Source organism: Kitasatospora sp. NPDC085464, from assembly GCF_044541955.1.
In the GTDB taxonomy this organism is placed as follows: domain Bacteria; phylum Actinomycetota; class Actinomycetes; order Streptomycetales; family Streptomycetaceae; genus Kitasatospora.
This window is the reverse complement of the sequence record NZ_JBITTM010000007.1, coordinates 82,099-105,594: the sequence shown is the minus strand read 5'-3', so window position 1 is coordinate 105,594 and position 23,496 is coordinate 82,099. Positions and strand designations below refer to the sequence as shown.

Below are 23,496 nucleotides of genomic sequence, written 5' to 3'. Positions count from 1 at the left end.
CGCCCCGGAGGCATGCAGCGCCACGTCCTCCCACGCGAACGGCACACCGCCGCTCTCTCCGGACCCGGCCAGGGCGAAGCCGTGCAGGCAGGCGTCGAACAGCGCCGGGTGCAGGCCGAAGCCCGTGCCCTCCGTGCCCTCGGGCAGGGCGACCTCCGCGAAGACCTCGTCCCCGCGGCGCCAGGCCGCGCGCAGCCCCCGGAACGCCGGACCGTACCCGAACCCGGCCTCCGCCAGGCCCTCGTACAGCCCGGTGAGGTCCAGTTGCTCGGCACCGGCCGGCGGCCAGACCGAGGCGTCGAAGTCGGCCGGCACCGCGCCCGAGCCCAGCACACCGCTCGCGTGCAAGGTCCAGACCGGATCCGGACCGGTGTCCGCCGTGGAGTGGATGCCGACCGCGCGACGGCCGGACTCGTCCGGCTCGGCCAGACGCACCTGGATCCGGACGGACCCGTCCTCGGGCAGCACGAGCGGTGCGGCCATGGTCAGCTCCTCGACGAGGTCGCAGCCGGCCTCGTCCCCGGCACGCACGGCCAGTTCCACCAGCGCCGTGCCCGGCACCAGGACCGAACCCATGACGACGTGATCCGCCAGCCATCCGTGCGACCGGGCCGACAGCCGGCCGGTGAACACCAGCCCGGCGGAACCGGCCAGTTCGAGCGCACCGGTGAGCAGCGGGTGCTCGGCGTTCCGGAGCCCGACGGACTCGGCCGTGGGGAAGAACGCCGAGGCGTCCGACCAGAAGCGGCGGTGCTGGAAGGCGTACGTCGGAAGGGCGATCCGGCGGGCGCCCGTCCCCTCGTAGAGGCCGGACCAGTCCACCGGCACACCGAGCACGTGCAGGCGGGCCAGGGCCTCGACGACGGTGCGCTCCTCGTCGCGGCCGCGGCGCAGCGCCGGGATCGCTTCGGCCTCGCCGTCGGGCAGCGCGCTCGCGGTGAGGGCGGTGAGGACGGCGTCGGGGCCGAGTTCGAGGTAGCGGCGGACGCCGGCCTCGTGCAGGGTCCGGATGCCGTCGGCGAAGCGGACCGCCTCGCGAACGTGGCGCATCCAGTAGTCGGGTGTCTGGAGGCCGTCGGCCAGGCCCCCGGTCAGGTTGGAGGCCATCGGGATCGACGGCGCCTGGTACGTCAGCCCGTTGAGCACCGTGCGGAAGTCCTCCAGCATCGGGTCCATCAGTGGCGAGTGGAACGCGTGGGACACGCGCAGCCGGTTCGTCTTCCGATCCGCGAAGTGCGCGCGGATCGTCTCCACGGCTTCTTCCGTGCCGGAGACGACGATCGAGCGCGGGCCGTTGACGGCGGCGATCGACACGAAGTCATCCAGCAGCGGAAGGACTTCGTCCTCCGCCGCCTGCACGGCGAGCATCGCGCCGCCCGCCGGCAGCGCCTGCATCAGACGGCCGCGAGCAGCCACCAGCGCGCACGCGTCCTCCAGCGAGAACACCCCGGCCACATGCGCGGCCGCCACCTCGCCGATCGAGTGCCCGGCCACGAACTCCGGCCGCAGGCCGAGGGATTCGACGAGCCGGTAGAGCGCCACCTCGACCGCGAACAGCCCCGCCTGGGCGTACGCGGTCTGATTGATCAACTCCTCGTCCTCGCCCCACACGACCTCGCGCACGGGCACGTCCAGCGCCGCGCACACCTCATCGAACGCCTCCGCGAACACCGGGAAGCGCGCATACAACTCCCGTCCCATGCCCAGGTGTTGCGAGCCCTGCCCGGAGAAGAGGAAGGCCACCCGCCCGCTCGTGGCAACGCCGGTCGGCGCCTGACCGTCCGCCACCGCCCGAAGGCCGGCCAGGAGTTGCTCCGTCCCGTCGCCGACCACGGCCGCGCGGTGTTCGAGCGCGGCGCGGGTCGTCGCCAGCGAGTACGCGACGTCCATCGGACGGGCGTCGGCGGCGGCGTCGGCCACGAGCAGCCGCTCGGCCTGCGCCCGCAGGGCCTCCGGGGTCGCGGCGGACAGCAGCCACGGGACGGCCCCGGGCTCACCTCGCCCATCCGTGGGCGCGGCCTGCGCCGGTGCGGCCGGGGCCTCCTCGATGATCACGTGGGCGTTGGTGCCGCTGATGCCGAAGGAGGACACACCGGCGCGGCGCGGCCGTTCGCCCGGCGCCCAGGCCCGGCGCTCGGTCAGGAGCCGTACGGCCCCCTCCGACCAGTCCACCTTGTCGCTCGGCTCGTCGACGTGCAGCGTCGACGGCAGCTCGCCGTTGTGCATCGCGATCACCATCTTGATCACACCGGCGACACCGGCCGCGGCCTGGGTGTGGCCGATGTTCGACTTGATCGAGCCGAGGAGGAGAGGCAGTTCCTCGGGGCGGCCCTGGCCGTAGGTGGCGAGCAGCGCCTGGGCCTCGATCGGGTCGCCCAGTGTCGTGCCCGTGCCGTGCGCCTCGACCACGTCGACCTGGTCGGCGCCGAGGCGCGCGTTGGCGAGCGCCTGCCGGATCACCCGCTGCTGCGACGGTCCGTTCGGCGCCGTCAGACCGTTCGACGCACCGTCCTGGTTCACCGCGCTGCCGCGCACGAGCGCGAGCACCGGGTGCCCGTTGCGCAGCGCGTCCGACAACCGCTCGACGACCAGGAAGCCCGCGCCCTCGGCGAAACCCGTGCCGTCGGCGGCGGTCGCGAACGACTTGCACCGCCCGTCGGGGGCGAGCGCGCCCTGGCGGCCGAACTCGGCGAACACGCCCGGCGTGGCCATCACCGTCACGCCGCCGGTGATCGCGAGCGAGCAGTCGCCCTGACGCAGCGCCTGGACGGCCAGGTGCAGCGCGACCAGGGAGGACGAGCAGGCGGTGTCCACGGCGACGGCCGGGCCTTCCAGGCCGAGTTCGTACGAGACACGGCCGGCCACGACACTGCCGTTGCCGTCGCTGCCCGGGTAGTCGTGGTACATCACGCCGGTGAAGACGCCCGTGCGGGTGCCGCGCAGGCCGGTCGGGTCGATGCCGGCACGCTCCAGGGCCTCCCAGGAGAGTTCCAGCGTGAGCCGCTGCTGCGGGTCCATCGCGAGGGCCTCGCGCGGGGAGATCCCGAAGAAGCCGGGGTCGAACTCGGCGGCACCGTCGAGGAATCCGCCTGCGCGGGTGTAGTACGAGTCCTCGGTGCGGAGCGTCGAGAGGTCCCAGCCGCGGTCGGCGGGGAACGGGGAGATCGCGTCCGCGCCCGACGTCACCAGCTGCCAGAGCTGCTCGGGCGTGGTCACCCCGCCCGGGTAGCGGCAGGCCATGCCCACGATCGCGATCGGGTCGTGGCGGACCTCCGACGCCACCGGAACGTCCGTCTCGGCGTCGGTGGAACGGACCCGGTCGTCGGCCAGGTCGAGCAGGGCGTCGACCAGGCCTGCGTCGCGCAGGCGGCGGGTCGGGATCGACTGCAGCGCGGCGCGAAGGTCGGCCTCGGCCCGGGATGCCTCGCCGCCGGCGGCAGCGTTCCGCACGCCGAGCTCGGCGACGATGAGGTCCGTCACGGCCTCGGCGTTCGGGTGGTCGAAGGCGAGGGTCGCGGGCAGGCGCAGACCGGTGACGGTGTTGAGCTGGTTGCGCAGGTCCGTCGCGGCGAGGGAGTCGAAGCCGAGCTCCTGGAACGCGCGGTCCGGCTCGATCGCGTCGCCCGACTCGTGGCCGAGCAGCCCCGCCACCCGGGCCCGGACGAGGTCGAGGACCGTCCGCCGCTGCTCCGCCTCCGTCAGCCCGGCGAACCGGGCAGCGGGAGCGTCGGCCGGTGCAGCCGACACCGGAGCGTGGGCCGCCGTGCGGCGGGCGGCCGGGACGAGGGCGCGCAGGAGCGCGGGGACCTCGTCGGTGCGGGCACGCAGGGCCGCGGCGTCGACCCGGATCGGGACGACGGCCGCGCGCTCGCTCCGCAGGGCGGTGGCGAACAGCGCCAGACCGGCCTCGCGGGAGAGCGGCGGGACACCCTGGGCGGCCATGCGGTTGCGATTGAGCTCCATGAGGTGCTCGCCGAGGCCGGCGCCGACGTCCCAGAGGCCGTAGGCCATCGAGGTGGCGGGCAGGCCGGCGGCGTGGCGGTGGGCGGCCAGGCCGTCGAGGAAGACGTTCGCGGCCGCGTAGTTGCCCTGGCCCGCGGTCAGAACCAGACCACCGGCAGAGGAGAACATCACGAAAGCGGTCAGATCCAGGTGACCCGTCAACTCGTGCAGATACCAGGCACCATCGGCCTTCGGCGCCAGGACCGTGTCCATGCGCTCGGGCGTGAGCGCACCGACCAGACCGTTGTCACCGACACCGGCCGCGTGGACCACGGCCGACAGGCCCGGAACCGCCTCGATCAGAGCGGCCACAGCCTCCCGGTCCGCCATGTCGCAGGCACGGACGTCGACAGCCGCGCCGAGCGCGGACAACTCCGCCACCAGCTCCGCCGCACCCGGCGCCTCCGGACCACGACGGCTCGTCAGCACCAGACTGCGAACCCCGCACTCACCCACCAGGTAGCGCGCCACGACGGCACCCAGACCGCCCGTGCCGCCGGTGATCAGCACCGTGTCGCCTGCACCCACCGGCAGCGGACCCTCCGGCTGCGGGAGACGGCCCAGGCGCGGCACGTGGACGACTCCACCGCGCACGGCCGACTCCGGCTCGGCGGTGACGATCACCTCCCCGTCCGTGTCCAGCAGGACGAACCGGCCCGGGTTCTCCGCCTGCGCGGACCGCACCAGACCCCACACCGGAGCCTGCGCCAGATCCACCGGCTCACCCTCACCCACCGCCACCGCACCCCGCGTCACCACCACCAGCCGCGACACCGCGAACCGCTCCCCCGCCAGCCACGCCTGCAGGACCACCAGTACGGCGTGGACATTCACGCGGACACCGCTCGGGACGTCCTCGGGGTCCGCGAAAGCACCGCAGTCGAGGACGACCACGTCGGGCGTCGGCTCCTCGGAGTTCGACACGTCCTCCCACCGAGCCCAGGAGCTCTCTTCGGCAGGCCCGTTCGACAGCTCCGCCCACTCGATCCCGTAGAGCGGGTCCACCGAGCCCAGTTGCTCCGCGGACACCGCCCGGCCCACCATCGAGGCCACGGCCAGCACCGGACCGCCCGCCGGATCGGCGAGGTCGAGCCGCAGCCCGCCACCGTCGAGCCGGACGATCCGCACCCGCACCGCGCAGGCGCCGACGGCGGACAGGGACACCCCGGTCCACGCGAACGGGATCACCGTCTCCCGCTCGCCACCGGCCAGGATCGCGGCGTGCATGGCCGCGTCGAGCAGCGCCGGGTGCACACCGAAGCCGTCGGTCTCGACGCCCTCCGGCAGCACGACCTCGGCGAACAGCTCGTCGCCGCGCCGCCAGGCCGCGCGCAGGCCCCGGAACACCGGGCCGTAGCCGAACCCGGCCTCCACCATCCGCTCGTACGCACCCTCCACCGGCAGCGGCTCCGCACCGACCGGCGGCCAGACCTCAGCGTCGAACGTACCCGTCTCGGGAGCGCCGAGGGCGAGTACACCGGCTGCGTGCTGGACCCACCCGGCGTCCGGATCCCCGTCCGGCCGCGAGTGGATGGCCAGCGCACGCCGGTCCGAGGCGTCCGGGCCACCGACCCGCACGTGCAGCTGGACGGCGCCCCGCTCCGGAAGCACCAGCGGTGCGGCGAGGGTCAGTTCCTCCACCGACTCACAGCCCACCTCGGCGGCGGCCCGCAAGGCGAGTTCGACCAGCGCCGCGCCCGGCACCAGGACGGTGTCCAGGACCTGGTGATCGGCCAGCCACGGGTGGGACTCCAGCGACACCCGGCCGGTGAGGAGGAACCCGTCCGTGTGGGACAGGTCGACGGCCGCGCCGAGCAGCGGGTGCGCGAAGGCGCCCACGCCGACCGCGCCCAGGTCGCCGAGCGGGGTCGTCGCGTCGAGCCAGAACCGGCGGTGCTGGAACGCGTAGGTGGGCAGTTCCACCGTCCGGGCTCCGGTGCCGGCGAAGAGGACGGACCAGTCCACCTCGGCGCCGGCCGCGTACAGCCGTCCGAGCGCGCCGACCAGGCTCGTCTCCTCGTCCCGGTCCGCGTGCAGGGTGGGCACGACGCACCCGCCGGCGGCGAGGGGGTCGTCGAGGATGCCCTGCACGAGGTTGGAAAGGACGGTGTCGGGGCCGAGTTCGAGGTAACGGCGGACACCGGCCTCGTGGAGGGTGCGGATGCCTTCGGCGAAGCGGACGACCTCGCGGACGTGGCGCACCCAGTAGTCGGGCGACGTCGGGCACTCCGACAGGCCGCCGGTCAGGTTGGAGACCAACGGGATCGACGGCGCGTGGTACGTCAGTCCGTTGAGGACCGTACGGAAGTCCTCCAGCATCGGGTCCATCAGCGGCGAGTGGAAGGCATGGGACACGCGAAGGCGGGTCGTCCGACGGCCGGCGAAGTGTTCCTCGATCTCCGCGACGGCCTCCTCCGTGCCGGACACGACCAGGGAGCGCGGGCCGTTGACGGCCGCGATCGAGACGAACTCACCGAGCAGCGGCAGGACTTCTTCCTCCGTCGCCTGCACCGCCAGCATCGCGCCACCCGAAGGCAGCGCCTGCATCAGACGGCCACGGGCGGCGACCAGAGCGCAGGCGTCCTCCAGCGAGAACACCCCGGCCACGTGCGCCGCAGCAACCTCACCGATCGAGTGACCGGCCACGAAGTCCGGCCGCACACCCAGCGATTCGACGAGACGGTAGAGCGCCACCTCGACGGTGAACAGGCCGGCCTGGGCGTACTCCGTCCGGTTGAGCCGCTCCGCGTCCGAACCCCAGACGACATCCCGGACCGGAAGTTCCAGCGTCGCGCACACCTCGTCGAACGCCCGGGCGAACACCGGGAACGTGGCGTACAACTCCCTTCCCATGCCGAGGCGTTGCGAGCCCTGCCCGGCGAACAAGAACGCCGTCGCCCCACCCGCGCGGGCGGACGAGGTGGCCGCGCCCGGAGCGAGTTCACCCCGGCTCAGCGCGTCCAGCCCGGCCAGCAGCTCCTCCCGGTCCGCGCCGACCAGCACCGCGCGGTGCTCCAGCGCCGGACGCGTCGCGACGAGCGAGTGAGCGACGTCCAGTGCGTCGAGCTCCGGCCGCGCGCCGACGAAGGTCGCGAGCCGCTCGGCCTGCACTCGCAGGGCCTCCGGCGTCGCCGCGGCGAGCAGCCACGGAAGCGTGCCCCGCTCCAGCCCACCAGCAGCAGGTTCGGCCACGGACTGGGGTCCCTGCTCCACGATCACGTGCGCATTGGTCCCGCTGATCCCGAAGGCGGACACGCCCGCCCGGCGCGGGCGGCCGGTCTCAGGCCAGTCCCGGGCCTCGGCCAGCAGCTCGACCGCGCCTTCCGACCACTCGACGTGCGGCGAGGGTCGGTCGATGTGCAGCGACTTCGGCAGCACGCCGTGCTGCATCGCCAGCACCATCTTGATCACGCCGGCCACGCCGGCCGCCGCCTGCGCATGCCCGATGTTCGACTTGATCGAGCCCAACAGCAGCGGCAGTTCACGGTCCTGCCCGTACGTCGCGAGCAGCGCCTGCGCCTCGATCGGGTCGCCCAGCGTCGTCCCCGTCCCGTGGGCCTCGACGGCGTCCACGTCCGACGGGGACAGCCCGGCGCTCGCCAGCGCCTGGTGGATGACCCGCTGCTGCGACGGGCCGTTCGGCGCCGAGAAGCCGTTGCTCGCGCCGTCCTGGTTGACGGCGGTGCCGCGGATCACCGCGAGCACCCGGTGCCCGTTCCGCTCCGCGTCGGACAGCCGCTCGACGAGCAGCACGCCGACGCCCTCCGACCAGCCCACACCGTCCGCCGCGCCCGCGAACGCCTTGCACCGGCCGTCCGCGGACAGCCCCCGCTGCCGCGAGAACTCGATGAACATGCCCGGCGTCGACATCACCGTCGCGCCGCCCGCGAGGGCCAGCGAGCACTCGCCGCTGCGCAGCGCCTGGACCGCCAGGTGCAGGGCGACGAGGGACGACGAGCACGCGGTGTCCACGGTCACCGCCGGGCCTTCCAGGCCCAGTGTGTAGGACACCCGGCCGGAGACGACGCTGCCGCCGCTGGTGCCCGAGGGGTTCGTGTTGAGCGCGTAGTCGTGGTACATCACGCCCGCGAAGACGCCCGTCCGGCTGCCGCGCAGGGACAGCGGGTCGATGCCGGCCCGCTCCAGCGCCTCCCACGAGGTCTCCAGCAGGAGCCGCTGCTGCGGGTCCATGTAGAGGGCCTCGCGCGGGGAGATCCCGAAGAAGCCGGGGTCGAAGTCGCCGGCGTCGTGGAGGAAGCTGCCGTGGCGGGTGTAGCTGTGGCCCTCCTTGCCGGGCTCGGGGTCGTAGAGGTGCTCGATGTCCCAGCCGCGGTCGGTCGGCAGTCCGGTGACGGTGTCGACACCGTCGACCAGCAGCCGCCACAGCTCCTCGGGCGTGGCCGCGCCGCCGGGGTAGCGGCAGGCCATGCCGACGATCGCGATCGGCTCGTCGGAGGTGTGCGGACGGACGCCGGCGCCGGTCGTCGGCGTCGACTCCGTACCCGCGCCGGCCAGGTCGAGGAGGTGCTCCGCGACAGCCCGGGCGTTGGGGTGGTCGAAGGCGAGGGTGGCGGGCAGGCGCAGGCCCGTGCGCTTGTTGAGGCGGTTGCGCAGGTCGGTCGCGGCCAGGGAGTCGAAGCCGAGCTCCTGGAACGCGCGCTCGGGCGCGATCGCCTCCGCGGACGCGTGGCCGAGCACGGCCGCGACCTCCGTCCGCACGAGTTCCAGCGCCAGGCGCCGGCCCTCGTTCTCCCCAAGCCCGGCGAGGCGCCTGGCCAGGTCGGTCTCGGCCGCGCGGCCGCTCGCGGGCAGCTCGGCGCGCCGGCGCGGTGCGGCGAGGGCGCGCAGGAGTGCGGGGACCTCGTCGGTGCGGGCGCGCAGGGCGGCGACGTCGACCCGGATCGGGACGACGGCGGCGCGCTCGCTCCGTAGGGCGGTGGCGAAGAGGGCGAGGCCGGTCGCTTGGTCGAGGACGGGAACGCCCTGGGTGGCCATCCGCGTCCGGTCGACGTCCGCGAGGTCACGGCCGAGGCCGGCGCCGACGTCCCACATGCCGTAGGCCATCGAGGTCGCGGGCAGCCCGGCGGCGCGGCGGTGGGCGGCGAGGCCGTCGAGGAAGACGTTCGCGGCCGCGTAGTTGCCCTGGCCCGCGGTCAGAACCAGACCACCGGCGGAGGAGAACATCACGAAAGCGGTCAGATCCAGGTGACTCGTCAGCTCGTGCAGATACCAGGCACCATCGGCCTTCGGCGCCAGGACCGTGTCCATGCGCTCGGGCGTGAGCGCACCGACCAGACCGTTGTCACCGAGACCCGCGGCATGGACCACGGCCGACAGGCTCGGAACCGCCTCGATCAGAGCGGCCACAGCCTCCCGGTCCGCCATGTCACACGCACGGACGTCGACAGCCGCGCCGAGCGCGGACAACTCCGCCACCAGCTCCGCCGCACCCGGCGCCTCCGGACCACGACGGCTCGTCAGCACCAGACTGCGAACCCCGCACTCACCCACCAGGTAGCGCGCCACGACAGCACCCAGGCCCCCCGTGCCGCCGGTGATCAGCACCGTGTCGTCCGCGCCGACCGGCAGCGGACCCTCCGGCTGCGGGAGACGGCCCAGGCGCGGCACGTGGACGACTCCACCGCGCACGGCCGACTCCGGCTCGGCGGTGATCAGCACCTCTCCGTCCGTGTCCAGCAGGACGAACCGGCCCGGGTTCTCGGCCTGCGCGGACCGCACCAGACCCCACACCGGAGCCTGCGCCAGATCCACCGGCTCACCCTCACCCACCGCCACCGCACCCCGCGTCACCACCACCAGCCGCGACACCGCGAACCGCTCCTCCGCCAGCCACACCTGGAGGACCGCCAGTACGGCGTGGAGGTTCACGCGGACACCGCTCGGGACGTCCTCGGGGCTCGCGAAGGCGCCGCAGTCCAGGACGACGGTCTCGGGAGCCGGGCCCTCGGCGGGCAGGGCGTCCCAGTCCGTCCACTCCGTGTCCGCGTCCGGGGCGGCCGGCAGCGCCGCCCACTCCACCGCGTAGAGCGGGTCGACCGATCCCAGCTGCTCCGCCGAAACGGCCCGGCCCGTCACGGAGGTCACCGTCAGCACGGGGTCGCCCGCCGGGTCGGCGAGGTCGAGCCGCAGCCCGCCGCCGTCGAGCCGCACGATCCGCACCCGCACCTCCGAGGCGCCGACGGCGCGCAGCGCGGCACCCGTCCACGCGAACGGGACCACGGTGTCGTCGCTTCCGGCGTCCACGATGGCGACGTGCATGGCCGCGTCGAGGAGCGCCGGGTGCACACCAAAACCGTCCGCCTCGACGCCCTCGGGGAGTTCGACCTCCGCGAACAGCTCGTCGCCGCGCCGCCAGGCCGCCCGAAGGCCCCGGAAGGCGTGGCCGTAGCCGAACCCGGCCTCCGCCATCCGCTCGTACGCGCCCTCCATCGCCAGCGGCTCCGCGCCGACCGGCGGCCAGACATCGAAGGCCTCGGCCTCGACGGCTCCGGAGACGGCCAGCGAACCGGCCGCGTGCCGCACCCACCCGGCGTCCGGGTCCCCGTCCGGCCGGGAGTGGATGGTGAGCTCCCGGCCGCCGGTGGCGTCCGGTGTCCCGACGCGGAGCTGGAGCTGGAGCGCACCGTGCTCGGGCAGGACCAGCGGTGCTGCCAGCGTCAGCTCCTCCACCAGGCCGCAGCCCACCTCGGCCGCGGCCCGCAGCGCCAGTTCGAGCAGGCCCGCGCCGGGGACCAGGACCGCGCCTCGGACGATGTGGTCGGCCAGCCACGGGAACGTGGCCGTCGACAGGCATCCGGTGAGCAGCAGCCCGTCCTCGTCGGCCAGTTCGACGGCGGCACCCAGCATGGGGTGCGTGGTGGCGCCGAGGCCGGCGGAGCGGACGTCGCCGCCACGGGCGGCGAGGGGCGCGGGCCAGAAGCGGCGGCGCTGGAAGGCGTAGGTCGGCAGGTCGACGTGCCGGGCACCGGTGGCGGCGAACAGCGCGGCCCAGTCCACGGTGGCACCGCGGACGTGGAGACGGGCGAGGGCGTCGACGAGGGTGTGCTCCTCGGCCCGGTCGCGGCGGAGCGCGGGGATCGCTTCGGCTTCGCCGTCGGGCAGCGCAGTCGCGGTCAGGGCGGTGAGGACGGCGTCGGGGCCGAGTTCGAGGTAGCGGGTGACGCCGGCCTCGTCCAGGGTCCGGATGCCGTCGGCGAAGCGGACGGCCTCGCGGACGTGGCGCACCCAGTAGTCGGGGGTCGTGAAGTCCTCGCCCAGTCCGCCGGTGAGGTTGGAGACCAGCGGGATCGAAGGCACGCCGTAGGTCAGCCCGTCGACAACCGTACGGAAGTCGTCCAGCATCGGGTCCATCAGCGGGGAGTGGAACGCGTGCGACACGCGCAGCCGCGTCGTCCGGCGGTCGGCGAAGTGCACGCCGACCGCCTCGACGGCCTCCACGGCGCCGGACACGACGACCGAGGTCGGACCGTTGACGGCCGCGATCGAGACGAAGTCACCCAGCAGCGGCCGGACTTCCTCCTCCGCCGCCTGCACCGCCAGCATCGCACCGCCCGCCGGCAACGCCTGCATCAGCCGACCGCGCGCAGCCACCAGCGCACAGGCGTCCGCCAGCGAGAACACCCCGGCCACATGCGCAGCCGCGACCTCACCGATCGAGTGCCCGGCCACGAACTCCGGCCGCACACCCAGGGATTCCACCAGCCGGAACAACGCCACCTCGACCGCGAACAACCCCGCCTGGGCGTACACGGTCCGGTTCAGCAGTTCCTCGTCCTCGCCCCACACGATCTCGCGAACGGGCAGGTCGAACTGCGCGCACACCGCGTCGAACGCCGCCGCGAACACCGGGAACCGCGCATACAACTCCCGACCCATACCGAGCCGTTGCGACCCCTGACCGGAGAAGAGGAACGCGGTCCTTCCCTCGGCCGAGACCCCTCGGGCCACCTCTGCCCCGTCGACGACCACCGCACGGTGCGGGAAGAGCGACCGCCCGGCCAGGGTGAACGCCACATCCGCAGCCGGGAGTTCATTGAGCTCCGTCAGCCGCGCGACCTGAGCGTCCAGCGCCGCTTCGGACTTCGCCGATACCACCCAGGGCATCACCGCCGCCGTGACGGCGGCCTCCTGCACCACCTCGGGCTCGGCCTGCTCCAGGATCACGTGCGCGTTGGTCCCGCTGATCCCGAAGGACGACACGCCCGCGCGGCGCGGATGGCCGGTGGCCGGCCACTCCGTGCGCTCGGTGAGCAGTTCGACCGCACCGGCCGTCCAGTCGACGTGCGAGGAGGGCGCGTCCACGTGCAGGGTCCGCGGCAGCAAGCCGTGCTGCATCGCCAGTACCATCTTGATCACGCCGGCCACACCGGCCGCGGCCTGGGAATGGCCGATGTTCGACTTGATCGAGCCGAGCAACAAGGGCAGTTCGCGGTTCTGGCCGTACGTCGCGAGGAGCGCCTGCGCCTCGATCGGATCGCCCAGCGTCGTCCCCGTGCCGTGCGCCTCCACCGCGTCCACATCCGACGCCGACAGCCCGGCGCTCGCGAGAGCCTGCCGAATTACGCGCTGCTGGGACGGGCCGTTCGGCGCCGTCAGCCCGTTGGAGGCACCGTCCTGGTTGACGGCGCTCCCCCGCAGGACCGCCAGCACCCGGTGACCGCTGCGGCGCGCGTCCGACAGACGCTCCAGTACGACCATGCCGACGCCCTCGCCCCAGCCGACGCCGTCGGCCGCGTCCGCGAACGAACGGCACCTGCCGTCCGCCGACAGGCCACCCTGCCGGGAGAACTCAACGAAGGTGTTCGGCGTCGACATCACGGTGACGCCGCCCGCGAGCGCCAACGAGCACTCGCCGCCGCGCAGCGCCTGCGCCGCCAGGTGCATGGCCACCAGCGACGACGAGCACGCCGTGTCGACGGTCACCGCCGGACCCTCCAGGCCGAGCGTGTACGAGACGCGGCCCGAGGCCACGCTTCCCGCGCTGCCGCTGCCCTGGTAGCCCTCGAACTCGCCACCGCCCAGCAGGCTCGCGTAGTCCGCGTACATCACGCCCGCGAAGACACCCGTCCGGCTGCCGCGCAGCGTCACCGGGTCGATCCCGGCCCGCTCGAAGGCCTCCCACGAGGTCTCCAGCAACAGGCGCTGCTGCGCGTCCGTCGCCAGCGCCTCGCGCGGGCTCATCCCGAAGAACTCGTGGTCGAACTCCCCGGCGGTGTGCAGGAATCCGCCGGAGCGCGTGGAGGAGGTCCCGACGTGGTCCGGGTCCGGGTCGTAGAGGGTCCCGACGTCCCAGCCGCGGTCCGTCGGGAAGCCGGACACCGCGTCCACGCCGTCGGCCACCAGCCGCCACAGGTCCTCCGGCGACTCGACGCCACCCGGGTAGCGGCAGGCCATCCCGACGATCACGATCGGGTCGTCCGACAGCGACGGCAGCGCCTCGGGGACGTGGACGACGCCCTCGGTGCCGAACAGGCGCTCCAGCAGGAAGCCGGCGAGTGCCTGGGCGGTCGGGTAGTCGAACACGACGGTGGCCGGCAGCTGGAGACCGGTCACCGACGTGAGCCGGTTGCGCAGTTCGACCGCAGTCAGCGAGTCGAAGCCGAGGTCCTGGAACGCCTTCGACGGATCGACCGCCGAGCCGGCGTCGTGGCCCAGCACGAGCGCGATCTGGTCGCGTACCAGGTCCAGGCCGGCCGCCCGCCGCTCGTCGCCCCCCAGGCCTGACAGGCGCTGCGCCAGGCCCGCCGACACAGCCGAACCGGCGACGACGGCGCGTCGCACGCGGCCCCGCACCATGCCGCGCAGCAGGGCGGGCACCTCGCCGTGCGCGGCCATCGCCGCGAGGTCGAGGCGGACCGGCAGAACGGCCGGGTGTCCGGTGGCGAGCCCGGCGTCGAAGAGCGCGACGCCCTGCTCCGGGGAGATGGCCGACAGGCCGAGCCGGGCGATGCGCTCGGCCTCGGCGTCGGTGAGGGTGCCGGTCATTCCGGCCACGTCGGACCAGGGGCCCCAGGCGAGCGAGACGGCGGGCAGGCCGAGCGAGCGGCGGTGGACCGCCAGGGCGTCCAGACAGGCGTTGCCCGCCGCATAGGCGGCCTGGCCCGCACTGCCGAATGTGCCGGCGACGGAGGAGAAGAGAACAAACACCTCGACGTCCTCGCCGGCTCGGTGCAGGTTCCACGCCGCGTCCGCCTTCGGACGCAGAACGGCGGAGACACGCTCGGGGGTCAGCGAGCCGATCACACCGTCGTCGAGCACCCCCGCCGTGTGGACGACCGCGCGGATCTCGTGCCGGGCGAACAGCTCAACAACAGCGGCCTCATCAGCCACGTCGCAGGCCTCGACCACCACCTCCGCGCCGAGCGCAGCCAGCTCGCCGAGCAGCGCGTCGACGCCCTCGGCATCCGTGCCCCGGCGGCTCACCAGAAGCAGGCTGCGCACGCCGTGCTCGGCCGCCAGGTGCCGGGCCACGACCTTGCCGAGACCGCCCGTACCGCCGGTGATCAGGACCGTGCCGCCACTCGGCCACACCACCGCTCCGGCCGCGGCCTCCGTCCGTACCAGACGAGCGGCCCGGACCTCCCCGTCGCGGACGAGCAGCTGCGGCTCGTCCAAACCCAGGGCGGCGGGCGGCAGTTCTTCCGAACCCGCCAGATCCACCAGGCCGAACCGGCCAGGCTCCTCCGACATCGCCGACCGGACCAGACCCCACACCGCTGCGCCGGCCAGGTCCTCGCCCGCCACCACCCCGCGCGTCACGAACACCAGACGCGAGGCCGCGAAACGCTCCTCCGCCAGCCAGCCCTGCACCAGGCCCAGCACGCTGGCCGTCCGCGCGTGCACCTCATCGGCGGCCGTCTCGATCACCACCACCGGCGGCACGTCCGCCGGCACCTCCGCCAGCGACTCCACCACCACGAACTCCGTCGCAGCGGCCGTCTTGACCGGCACCCAGTCCACCCGGAACAACCCGTCCCGGCCCACCGGGCCCGCCTCACTCGCCGGCACCGGGCGCACGACCAGCGACCCGACGGTCGCCACCGGGTTCCCCTCCGTGTCGGCGATCGCGAGCGACACCCCACCGCCCGCCGACGGCGTCAGCCGCACCCGGACCGACGACGCGCCGGAGGCGTGCAGCGCCACGTCCTCCCACGCGAACGGCACGCCGCGCTCGTCGGACCCGGTCAGCGCGAACGCGTGGAGGCAGGCGTCGAACAGCGCCGGGTGCAGGCCGAAGCCACTGCCGTCAGTCCCCTCGGGCAGGGCGACCTCCGCGAAGACCTCGTCCCCGCGCCGCCAGGCCGCCCGCAGGCCCCGGAACGCCGGCCCGTACTCGAACCCGGCCTCCGCCAGGCCCTCGTACAGCCCGGCCGCGTCGACCGCCTCGGCACCGGCCGGCGGCCACACGGCCGCCTCGAACGCCACGGGTACCGTGCCCGAGCCCAGCACACCGCTCGCGTGGAGGATCCAGTCCGTCCCGTCCGCGTCGTCCGGCCGGCCGTGCATCGTGAGCGCACGCCGCCCGGACGCGTCCGGCTCACCGACCCAGACCTGCACCCGCACGCCGCCCCGCTCGGGCAGGACGAGCGGCGCGGCCAGCGTCAGTTCCTCGACCAGATCGCAGCCGACCTCGTCCCCGGCCCGCACCGCCAGCTCGACCAGAGCCGTGCCCGGTACCAGGACCGAGCCCATGACGACGTGGTCCGCGAGCCACCCGTGCGAACGGGCCGACAGCCGACCGGTGAACAGGTAGCCGTCCGTGTTGACCAGCTCGACGGCCGCGCCCAGCAGCGGGTGCTCGGCAGCACCGAGCCCCGCGAGCCGGACGTCGCCGCGGCGCGCGAGCGTGACCGCCGGCCAGTAGTGCCGGTGCTGGAACGCGTACGTGGGCACTTCCACGGCGCGAGCACCGGTCCCGGCGAGGAGGGCGGCCCAGTCGACGTAGGCGCCGGTGACGTGCAAGCGCGCAAGCGCGGTCAGGACGCTCGTGTCCTCGGCCCGGTCCTTGCGGAGGGCGGCGGCCAGGACGCTGTCCCCGGAGAGGGAGGTGGCCGCGAGCGCGGTGAGGACGCCGTCGGGGCCGAGCTCCAGGAAGCGGGTGACGCCGGCAGCCTCCAACGCGCGCACACCGTCGGCGAAGCGGACGGCCTCGCGGACGTGGCGCACCCAGTAGTCGGGCCCCTGGAGGCCGTCGGCCAGGCCGCCGGTCAGGTTGGAGACCAGCGGGATCGACGGCGCCCGGTATGTCAGCCCGTCGAGGACCGCGCGGAAGTCCGCCAGCATCGGATCCATCAGCGGCGAATGGAACGCGTGCGAGACCCGCAGCCGCGTCGTCTTCCGGTCGGCGAAGTGCGCGCGGATCGCCTCGACGGCCTCCTCTGTCCCGGAAACGACGACAGAGGTCGGGCCGTTCACAGCGGCGATCGACACGAACTCGCCGACCAATGGAAGGACTTCGTCCTCGGTCGCCTGCACGGCCAGCATCGCACCGCCCGCCGGCAACGCCTGCATCAGACGGCCGCGAGCAGCCACCAGCGCGCAGGCATCCTCCAACGAGAACACCCCGGCCACATGCGCGGCCGCCACCTCACCGATCGAGTGACCGGCCACGACCTCCGGCCGCACACCCAGGGATTCCACCAGCCGGAACAACGCCACCTCGACCGCGAACAACCCCGCCTGAGCGAACTCCGTCCGGTTCAGCAACTCCTCGTCCGCACCCCACACGACATCCCGCAGCGGAACCTCAAGAGCCCCGCACACCTCGTCGAAAGCCCGAGCGAACACCGGGAACCGGCCGTACAACTCCCGCCCCATCCCCAGCCGCTGCGACCCCTGCCCCGAGAACAGGAACGCCGTCCCGCCCTCACCCACAAGCCCTCGGGCCACCTCGACGCCGTCGACGAGCACCACCCGGTGCGGGAAGGCCGTCCGCCCGGACAGCGTGAACGCCACATCCGCAGCCGGGAGTTCACCGACCTCCGCCAGCCGCGCGACCTGAGCGTCCAGCGCCGCCTCGGACCTGGCGGATACCACCCAGGGCATCGCGCCCACCGTCGGCGCAGCGTCCTGCACGGCCTCGGGCTCGGCCTGCTCCAGGATCACGTGCGCGTTGGTCCCGCTGATCCCGAACGACGACACGCCCGCCCGGCGGAGCCGGCCGGAATCCGGCCACTCCTGAGCCTCGGCCAGCACTTCCACCGCACCCGCCGTCCAGTCCACGTGGGACGAAGGCGCGTCCACGTGCAGGGTGCGCGGCAGCACCCCGTGCTGCATCGCCAGCACCATCTTGATCACGCCCGCGACACCGGCCGCCGCCTGCGCGTGCCCGATGTTCGACTTGATCGAGCCCAGCAGCAGCGGCAGTTCACGGTCCTGCCCGTACGTCGCGAGGAGCGCCTGCGCCTCGATCGGGTCGCCCAGCGTCGTCCCCGTACCGTGCGCCTCCACCACGTCCACGTCCGACGCGGACAGCCCGGCACTCGCCAGCGCCTGCCGGATCACCCGCTGCTGCGACGGACCGTTCGGCGCCGTCAGACCGTTCGACGCACCGTCCTGGTTCACCGCGCTGCCACGCAGGACCGCCAGCACGCGGTGCCCGTTGCGACGGGCGTCCGACAGCCGCTCCAACACCACGACACCGACGCCCTCGCCCCAGCCCACGCCGTCCGCCGCATCCGCGAACGAACGGCACCGGCCGTCGGCCGACAGGCCGCCCTGGCGCGAGAACTCCACGAACGTCCCTGGCGTCGACATCACCGTCACGCCGCCCGCGAGCGCCAACGAGCACTCGCCGCCGCGCAGCGCCTGCGCCGCCAGGTGCATCGCCACCAGCGACGACGAGCACGCCGTGTCCACCGTCACCGCCGGGCCCTCGAACCCGAAGGTGTAGGACACCCGGCCGGAGGCGACACTGGGGGCGCTGCCGTTCCCCCGGAAGCCCTCGAACTCCTCGCCGTCGAGGAGCGAGCGGTAGTCGGTGTACATGATGCCCGCGAAGACGCCCGTCCGGCTGCCGCGCAGCGTCACCGGGTCGATGCCGGCCCGCTCGAAGGCCTCCCACGACGTCTCCAGCAGCAGGCGCTGCTGCGCGTCCGTCGCCAGCGCCTCGCGCGGACTCATGCCGAAGAACTCGTGGTCGAACTCCCCGGCGGTGTGCAGGAACGCGCCCCGCCGGGTGTACGACGTGCCCGGGACGGACCGGTCCTCGCTGTAGAGCGAGTCGACGTCCCAGCCGCGGTTCGTCGGGAACTCGGACACCGCGTCCACGCCGTCGGCCACCAGCCGCCACAGGTCCTCCGGCGACTCGACGCCGCCCGGATAGCGGCAGGCCATGCCGACGATGACCACCGGGTCGTCCGACGGCACCGGAAGCGGCGACGGGAGTTCCTCGGCCTCCTCGGCACCGAACAGACCCTCCAGGACGAAGCCCGCCAGCGCACTCGCCGTCGGGTAGTCGAACACGACGGTGGCCGGCAGCTGGAGACCGGTCGCCGACCGCAGGCGGTTCCGCAGCTCGACCGCCGTCAGCGAGTCGAAGCCGAGATCCTGGAACGCCCGCGAGGGGTCGACGACCGAGCCGCCCTCGTGGCCCAGGACCACGGCGATCCGGTCGCGCACCAGCTCCAGGACGGCCCCCCGCCGCTCGTCGACACCAAGGCTGGACAGCCGCTGCGCCAGGCCCACCGAAGTGGCCGAGCCCGCGACCACCGCGCGCCGGGCCCGGCCGCGCACCAGTCCGCGCAGCAGGGCGGGCACCGAGTCCCGGGCCCGCAGCGCCGCGAGGTCCAGCCGGACCGGAAGGATCGCGGGCTCGCCCGCCGTGAGCGAGGCGTCGAACAGCGCGGCACCCTCGGCGGGGGTGAGCTCCGGCATGCCCGAGCGGGCGATCCGCTGCAGGTCGACGTCGGCGAGCGTGCCGATCATGCCTCCGTCGCGGGTCCACGGGCCCCAGGCCTGCGAGACGGCGGGCAGGCCGAGCGAGCGGCGGTGCAGGGCCAGCGCGTCCAGGTAGGCGTTGCCCGCCGCGTAGGCGGCCTGCCCCGGGCCGCCGAAGACGCCGGAGACGGAGGAGAACAGCACGAAGGCCGCCAACTCGCGGTCCTTCGTGGCCTCGTGCAGGTTCCAGGCCGCGTCCGCCTTCGGTCGGAGGACGGCGCTCACTCGCTCCGGGGTCAGCGAGCCGATCACGCCGTCGTCGAGCACGCCGGCCGTGTGGACGACCGCGTGGATCTCGTGCCGGGCGAACAGGTCCGCCACCGCCGCCGGATCGGCGACGTCACACGCCTCGACGACGGCCTCCGCTCCGACTGCCGCCAGCTCGGCGAGCAGTTCGTCCGTGCCCTCGGCGTCCGATCCCCGGCGGCTGACCAGCAGCAGCCGCCGTACGCCGTGTTCGACGGCCAGGTGCCGGGCCACGACCCGGCCCAGGCCGCCCGTGCCGCCGGTGATCAGCACCCTGCCCTCACCGGCCCACACCACCGGCTCGCCCGCCGATTCGGCGCGCACGAGCCGGGCCGCGAGGACCTCCCCGTCGCGGACGAGCAGCTGCGGCTCGTCCACCCCCAGGGCGGCGGGCGGCAGTTCTTCCGAACCCGCCAGATCCACCAGGCCGAACCGGCCAGGCTCCTCCGACATCGCCGACCGGACCAGACCCCACACCGCAGCGCCCGGCAGGTCCCCGCCCGCCACCACGCCGCGCGTCACGAACACCAGACGCGAGGCCGCGAAACGCTCCTCCGCCAGCCAGCCCTGCACCAGGCCCAGCACGCTGGCCGTCCGCGCGTGCACGTCGTCGTCCGCCGGTCGGATCACCACCACCGGCGGCACGTCCACCGGCACCTCCGCCAGCGACTCCACCGCCGCGAACTCCGGCACGTCGGAGGCCCTCACCGGCACCCAGTCCACCCGGAACAACCCGTCCCGGGCCGCCGCCTCCTCGCTCGACACCGCGCGCAGGGCCAGCGACCCCACGGACGCCACCGGCAGGCCCTCGGCGTCGGCGACCGCCACCGCGACGGACTCCTCGCCGGTCCGGGTGACGCGCACGCGCACCGAGGACGCGCCGGAGGCGTGCAGCGACACGTCCTCCCAGGAGAACGGCACGACGCCGTGCGGCATCCCGTTGAAGGCCGTCACGTGCAGGACGGCGTCGAGCAGGGCCGGGTGTAGGCCGTAGCCGGTGCCCTCGATGCCCTCCGGCAGGGCGACATCGGCGAAGACCTCGTCCCCTCGCCTCCAGGCCGCTCGCAGGCCCCGGAACACCGGGCCGTACGCGTAGCCACCGTCGGCCATGCCCTGGTACAGCCCGGTCAGGTCGACCGCCTCGGCACCGGCCGGCGGCCACACCGCCGCGTCGAACGCGGTGCGTGTCTCCCCCACGGCCAGGACGCCGGTCGCGTGCTGGTCCCAGGCACGGCCGTCGGCACCCTCGGGCCGGGAGGCGATGGTGAAGGTGCGGCGGCCGTTCTCGTCGGCCGCGCCGACCCGCAGCTGCAGCTGGACGCCCTCGCGCTCGGGCAGGACGAGCGGCGCAGCCAGGGTCAGTTCCTCGACGCGGTCGCAGCCGGCCTCGTCCCCGGCGCGGACGGCGAGTTCGAGGAACGCGGTGCCGGGCAGCAGGACGTTGCCGCGTACCACGTGGTCGGCGAGCCAGGGGTGGGACTGCCGGGACAGCCGGGAGGTGAACAACAGGCCGTCGTCGTCGGAGAGTTCGAGCGAGGCGGTGAGCAGCGGATGGTCGGCGGTGTCGAGGCCCGCGGCGCCGAGGTCGCCTGCGGTCGTCGGGGCGGTGGCGGGCCAGTAGCGACGGTGCTGGAAGGCGTAGGTCGGCAGGTCGACCGGGCGGACGCCGGTGCCGACGAAGAGCGCGGCCCAGTCGACCGGCGCACCGGTGACGTGCAGGTGCGCGAGCGCGGTCAGGACGCTCGTTTCCTCGTCCTGGCCCTTGCGGAGGGAGGAGGCCAGCACGGCGTCGTCGGAAAGAGTGGAGGCCGCCAGCGCCGTCAGGACGCCGTCGGGGCCGAGCTCCAGGAAGCGGGTGACGCCGGCAGCCTCCAACGCGCGCACACCGTCGGCGAAGCGGACGGCCTCGCGGACATGGCGCACCCAGTAGTCGGGCGACGTCAGGCCCTCCGCCAGGCCGCCGGTCAGGTTGGAGACCAGCGGGATCGACGGCGCCCGGTATGTCAGCCCGTCGAGGACCGCGCGGAAGTCCTCCAGCATCGGATCCATCAGCGGCGAATGGAACGCGTGCGAGACCCGCAGCCGCGTCGTCTTGCGGTCTGCGAAGTGCGCGCGGATCGCCTCGACGGCCTCCTCCGTGCCGGAAACGACGACGGACGTCGGGCCGTTGACGGCCGCGATCGAAACGAACTCGCCGACCAATGGAAGGACTTCGCCCTCCGTCGCCTGCACGGCCAGCATCGCACCGCCCGCCGGCAACGCCTGCATCAGACGGCCGCGGGCGCTCACCAGCGTGCAGGCGTCCGCCAGCGAGAACACCCCGGCCACATGCGCGGCCGCCACCTCACCGATCGAGTGACCGGCCACGAACTCCGGCCGCACACCCAGGGATTCCACCAGCCGGAACAGCGCCACCTCGACCGCGAACAACCCGGCCTGGGCGAACTCCGTCCGGTTCAGCAACTCCTCGTCCGCACCCCACATCACCTCGCGCAAGCCCGGATCCAGCTCCGCGCACACCGCGTCGAACGCCTCCGCGAACACCCGGAAACGGGTGTACAACTGCCGCCCCATCCCCAGCCGCTGCGACCCCTGCCCCGAGAACAGGAACGCCGTCCTGCCGCTCCGGACCGCTCCCTCGACGGCCCCGCCCGAGCCCGCCTCCAGCGCGTCGAGCCCTCGCAGCAGCGCGTCCCGGTCCGAACCGATGACCACGGCCCGGTGGTTGAGCATCGACCGGCTCGTGGCCAGCGCCGCCGCGACGTCAGCGGCCGGCAGGCCCGCCGCGACGTCGCGCAGGCGGTCGGCCTGGGCGCGCAGCGCGTCCGGCGTCCGGCCGCTCAGCACCCACGGCACGACGGCCGGGACCGGGGCAGCGTCCGCAGGCTTCTCCGCCACGGCCTCGTCCGCCTGCTCCAGGACCACGTGGGCGTTCGTCCCGCTGATGCCGAACGCCGAGACGCCGGCCCGGCGCGGTCGGCCGGTCTCCGGCCAGGCGCGGGTCTCCGTCAGCAGTTCGACGGCGCCGGCCGTCCAGTCCACGTGCGAGGACGGCTCGTCGACGTGCAGGGTGGCCGGCAGCACCCCGGCACGCAATGCCATGACGGTCTTGATGACACCCGCGACGCCGGCCGCCGCCTGGGCGTGGCCGATGTTCGACTTGACGCCGCCGAGGTAGAGCGGCCGGTCGGCCGGTCGGTCCTGCCCGTACGTCGCCAGCAGCGCCTGGGCCTCGATCGGGTCGCCGAGGGTCGTGCCGGTGCCGTGGGCCTCGACCGCGTCGACCTGGTCGGTGGTGAGCCGGGCGTTGGCGAGGGCGGCGCGGATGACCCGCTGCTGGGAGGGGCCGTTGGGGGCGGTCAGCCGACTGCTGGCACCGTCCTGGTTGACGGCGGTGCCGCGGACGACGGCGAGGACCTCGTGGCCCAGGCGCCGGGCGTCCGAGAGCCGCTCGACGAGCAGGACGCCGACACCCTCGGCCCAGGAGGTGCCGTCCGCCGCCTCCGCGAAGGGCTTGCAGCGCCCGTCGGGGGCGAGGCCGCGCTGGCGGGAGAACTCGGTGAACAGCCGGGTGGTCGGCATGACGGCGACGCCGCCGGCGACGGCCATCGAGCACTCGCCGGCGCGCAGCGCGCGGACCGCGAGGTGGAGGGCGACGAGGGCGGAGGAGCACGCGGTGTCGACGGTGACGGCCGGACCCTCCAGCCCGAGGGTGTAGGCGATGCGGCCGGAGAGGACGCTGACGGCTCCGCCGGTGAGGAGGTGGCCCTCGGTCTCCTCGGCCTGCCGGGCGAGGGAGCCGTAGTCGGTGTCGGCGCCGCCGATGAACACGCCGGTGTCGCTGCCGCGCAGGGCGGCGGGGGCGATCCTGGCGCGTTCGATGGCCTCCCAGGCGGATTCGAGCAGGAGCCTCTGCTGCGGGTCCATGGCGAGGGCCTCGCGGGGGGCGATGCCGAAGAGTTCGGCGTCGAAGTCGGCGACGCCGTCGACGAACCCGCCGTGGCGCACGTAGCTCTTGCCGGGCGTGCCGGGGGTGGGGTCGTAGAGGCCCCCGGTGTCCCATCCACGGTCTTCCGGGAGGTCACCGATGGCGTCGGCGCCGTCGGCGACGAGCCGCCAGAGGTCCTCCGGAGTGCGGACGCCGCCGGGGTAGCGGCAGGCCATCCCGATGATCGCGATCGGCTCGGCGTCCCTCGCCTCGACGGACTCCAGGCGCAGCTTCGTGCGCCGCAGGTCCGCGGTGACCTTCTTGAGGTAGTCGCGGAGCTTGTCCTCGGACGTGCTGGCCAT

General features: G+C 74.0%; 1 protein-coding gene (only partly in view). It reads right to left on the bottom strand.

The window, feature by feature from the left end; genetic code table 11:
- Positions 1–23,496: the 5' portion of an SDR family NAD(P)-dependent oxidoreductase gene (locus ACIGG8_RS08055; RefSeq protein ID WP_396546382.1), read on the bottom strand. The gene continues 6,957 nt to the left of window position 1, outside the view; the window shows 23,496 of its 30,453 coding nt (coding positions 1–23,496); the start codon lies at positions 23,494–23,496; its stop codon lies beyond the left edge, outside the window.